At 61.6% G+C, this 3790-nt stretch carries 3 protein-coding genes and 1 pseudogene; 1 reads left to right on the top strand and 3 read right to left on the bottom strand.

Annotated features, from left to right (window positions below; genetic code table 11):
* Both ACJWXQ_RS07245 and ACJWXQ_RS07240 read right to left on the bottom strand, forming a co-directional pair.
* Positions 1-1189, bottom strand: a 1189-nt coding sequence (locus tag ACJWXQ_RS07245) for a DUF4062 domain-containing protein (RefSeq protein ID WP_406672480.1), incomplete at its 3' end; no start/stop codon positions are given.
* Between the two features lie 45 nt (positions 1190-1234).
* The gene (locus ACJWXQ_RS07240) at positions 1235-1768 is read right to left on the bottom strand and encodes a hypothetical protein (RefSeq protein WP_406672479.1); all 534 of its coding nucleotides are present in this window, start codon (positions 1766-1768) and stop codon (positions 1235-1237) included.
* Positions 1769-1971: 203 nt separating this feature from the next.
* Between ACJWXQ_RS07240 and cas6 the strand changes: the two genes are divergently transcribed.
* Positions 1972-2934 (top strand): CRISPR system precrRNA processing endoribonuclease RAMP protein Cas6, encoded by a 963-nt coding sequence (cas6, locus tag ACJWXQ_RS07235; protein WP_406672478.1) that lies wholly within the window; start codon positions 1972-1974, stop codon positions 2932-2934.
* Here cas6 and ACJWXQ_RS07230 read toward each other — a convergent pair.
* Positions 2929-3790, bottom strand: a pseudogene (locus ACJWXQ_RS07230) (hypothetical protein); the annotation flags it as partial. The gene cas6 and the pseudogene ACJWXQ_RS07230 sit on opposite strands and share 6 nt — an antisense overlap.

The raw sequence follows: 3790 nt of genomic DNA, 5'->3' as shown, positions 1-3790 counted from the left end.
TGGCGAGGAATTCATCGATGGTCGCTCGGATCGGATTGAAGTCCGGGTCGTCCAGGATCTGGCGCAGGCTTGGCGGGAACACGCGGATTGCGTCCTCGATGGCCTCCATGGCCTTTTCCGGCTTTCGCTGCAGGGCGTACTGCCGGGCCAGCTCCACATGCGAGCGGCCCAGGTTGCCTGCTACCTGGACGGCGGTTCTGGCGTGTTCAAGGCCCTCGGCAAGCCGGCCCAGGCCGGAAGCTGCCCGCGCCGCCAGGATGTGGGCCGTTGCCGCCCGGCCCCGTCGGCCTTCGGCACGGTAGAGCCTGGCGGCCTTGTCGGCATGTTCTATGGCTGCCTGGAAATGCTTTTTCCGGTAGCTGCCCACATAGACCTTGGCAAGATAATAGTGGCTGGCCACATCGAGCGGCAGAATATCGATGGCCGACTTGAAGTGATGGATGGCTTCGCCAGTGAAGCCAAGCTCCATGGCTTTTCGGCCTTCTTCCCGGTGTTCGAGCGCCTGAAGGGAAATCTGGCGTCGTAGCAGGGCTTCCACGCCCATTTTCTCGACCTGGACAGTAGTCAGGTTGATGTCATGGGTTTCGGAGAACTTGTCGAAATGATCAATGTCCTGTTCATTGATGCCCCTGACGGTGGTGTCGGGACTGTCATCCCAGTCTTCTTCCCCTTCACCCGTCTGATGTGCGGCCCCCTCTTCATGAAACTCCCAGTGAGCCTTGTCGAGCCACTGAAAGATCTCATCCGCCAGCTCTTCCTCCGGGCGTGACGGATCCAGGAAGCCGACGGTGTGATTGTCCTGCAGCTCTTTCTGCCAGGCAGAAAAGACCGGGTCATCGGAGTACTGAATGTTGCCGTCGGCATAGGATGAGCCGATGAAGAAGGGCAGTACACGGCAGTTTTCCGTCTTCATCGCTTCACGGTATTCGAGCTCGGTGAAGCTGTGATCCTCGCCCGGGGCCTTGCCGCCATAGGTCTCACCGACCAGCAGGATCATGAATTCCGACCGGCGCACGGCCGAGAGGCATTCGTCCAGTGGAGGCCGGTGGCCGACCCGGCCGTCATTGAGATCAATGGCCTCGATCTGGCGGTACTTGATGGCTTCGATGCGCTCGCAAAGCAGAGCTCTCAGTCGGGAGAATTCTTCGAAGCGGGAGGCGAGAAAAACAGCAGTTCTTTGTAAGGCCATGATTGGTTTCCAGTCTTTCCTTGAGAGATCCCGAATTGAGAAATGCTAGTCAGTATCGATATTGACGCCTGTCCAGTGGTCGAGAGCGCCATATTGGAGTCTTGCCTGGTTGCTTTGGCTTGCCAGCCAGAGAACAGGCAGCTTCCTTCGGCCGGCCTGTGCCACGGTGTCCGCCGTCCCGCCTGCGCCGCGACTCGGCTGGCCATCCCAGAGGGCCAGGATCAGGTCGGCGGAATCAAGGATTCGGGACTGCAGGGCTACGAAGGGCGCGTTCGGGGAAGTGGCAGCCGTTTCATTCAGGGCTTCTATCCGGGTGGCACCGGTGTCGCGTGCGGCCTGGATCTCGTTGTCATCCAGCGTGATGGCGTGCCAGGGCATGCCCAGGTGCCGGGCGGCAGCGCCGGCGAGGAGGTCGCTGCCATCGGCCGCACCGCTTGTGAGCACAATGCTGGGGCTATGGGTTTGAATCGCGCGCAGGACCGTTTCCAGCTGGTCCTGGAGTACATTCCGGTTCTGGCTGAGCCTGGTTTGACGGTGGCCGACGAAACCCAATACGGCAGTGTTTGCGAGTCCGGGCATTGCACCCAGCGGCATCTCAGGCAAGTCGTCCCCCTTGTCCTTCCCCTTTTCCGCCTAGCTCAGTATCCAATCGGCTGAACCAGAAATCAAGCTGGTGTCAGGCCGTCATGACTGTCATTGAAAACCGAATTGGGATTGTGTTCCCCGCTCATGGGCATGTGATAGCGTTAAGCCTTTTTTCGAAGCGCGAAGGCTTTAAGGGAATGCCCCATCCGTCATCGCAAACAGATCTACCCCGCCTGGTGATTGGCTTTTATCGCCTGCGTTTTGCAGTGCATGACCGTTATGACTATCCCGGTTTTTCCGGGTCGGCCTGGCGAGGCGTGCTTGGCCATGCCCTGCGTGAGCGGCATTGTCCGCGTGGTCTGCACAGGGCCTGCGACTGTGATCCGGCCTGTGACTACGCCCGCCTGTTCGAACCACCCCTGCCGGCCGATACCCATGGATTGCCCCTGGCCGGGCTGGATCGGCTGCCATCGCCCTGGCTGCTGCATGAACTGCCTGAAGGGCCGGTGGCGCGAGGCGAGACCCTGACACTGGGGCTTTCCCTGCTGGGTACGGCCAATGCCGGTCTGCCGGCCTATGTGCAGGGGCTGGCCGAGGGTGCCGGCCGGCTGGAAATGGCAGACAACCTGAAGCTCGTGTCGGTGGCCCGCTGGCACCGGGCTGGGGGCTTGCGCGAGATTGATGCCGACCAGCCGCAAGCGGCCGGGCCCAGCGAGGCCGAGTGGCTGGATCAGGCGGGCATTCTGGGCCATGCGGGGCCCATGCGGGTCAGGCTGCTGACGCCGATGCGCCTGCGGGTGGGCGGTCGCCACCTGGGCCAGCGGGGCTTCGATCCCGGCGCTTTCTGCATGGCGGTGGTCCGGCGGGTGTCGCTGCTCGCAGCGGTGTACGGCCCGGGGCCGGTGACGGCGGATTTTCGCGCCCTGAAAGCGGCCTGCGCCGATGTCCGGCTCCATGCCCAGACCCTGCAATGGGAGGAGCGGGCCCGGCGTTCCAATCGCCAGGGTGCCCGCCATCAGCTCGGTGGGCTCAGTGGCGCCTTTGAGCTGGATAATGTTGCCCACGAACTGGTCCCCTGGCTGCTGCTCGGCCAAGCGGTGCATGTGGGCAAGGCGGTCAGCATGGGCCTGGGCCGCTTTCACCTTGAACCGGCTTCATGAACCGCTGATTGCTTCGATCCATTCCTGCATTGTCATGGGCAGAATCAGTTCTTCTGTCGCACGGGTCGTTGCGATGTAGAGGTGGGCAAGCACATGGGGTGAGGGTGCGGGATCACGGTGCCTGATTTCTGCCAGCCATTCATCACTGACCATCACACGACGAAATTCATGGTTTCTCGCCGATTCCAGGCGGCCGAGGGTGAAGCGCGGCCGCTCCCCGTCTGTGACGCGTGCCATGTCGGCCGACCAGTCAGCATAGTTATAGCCTTCCTCGAGTATGCGGTTCAGGGCCATGAAGGCCGGGTTGCTGTGATGCCTTCTCGCGAGGCTGTCCCAGGCACTGCATTCCCGGAATTCCGGATGGCGGGGCCGGATGTTTTCCCGATACAGGCCGATCAGGTCATTGCCCAGGTTATGCAGGTCGCGGTGGTTGTCCAACAATTGGGCGCCGGCACCGGCGTCGGCAAGCCGCTTGAGCCAGGCCACCATGGCCAGCCAGTCGGGCACGAGAATGGCGGATGGTTTGTCCGGGATGCTTGCTGTGCGGTAATAGCTGATCCTGGTGTGACCGAGGGTATTGCCTATGAAAGGCTCTTTCAGTCGACTCGGGTGGGCCTGAATGAGCGGATTGATGATGGCTTCCACATTCCGGCTGGAACGGACCGAGTGGGTCATTTCCCGTTGTCGAATGACATTGTCGCGCTTTAACGCCATGCCGCGGATGCGCTGGAACTCATCGCCGAGACTGATCAGTGCCTGGGGACTGTTTTCCAGCAGCTGCAGCAATGCGGGGGAAAACTCGTGTGCCTCGTCCATCAGGATATCGGTGTATTGCGGCATTACCTGCCAGCCTTGG

This window comes from Natronospira sp. (genome assembly GCF_007134575.1).
GTDB classification, from domain to species: Bacteria; Pseudomonadota; Gammaproteobacteria; order Natronospirales; family Natronospiraceae; genus Natronospira; species Natronospira elongata.
The sequence above is the reverse complement of the archived record's forward strand: the minus strand, read 5'-3'. Positions and strand labels throughout refer to the sequence as shown.

Bases quoted from the DNA above. Each gene is read 5' to 3' on its own strand.
- ACJWXQ_RS07240 (WP_406672479.1), bottom strand. From the start codon at position 1,768: ATGCCCGGACTCGCAAACACTGCCGTATTGGGTTTCGTCGGCCACCGT.
- cas6 (WP_406672478.1), top strand. From the start codon at position 1,972: ATGCCCCATCCGTCATCGCAAACAGATCTACCCCGCCTGGTGATTGGC.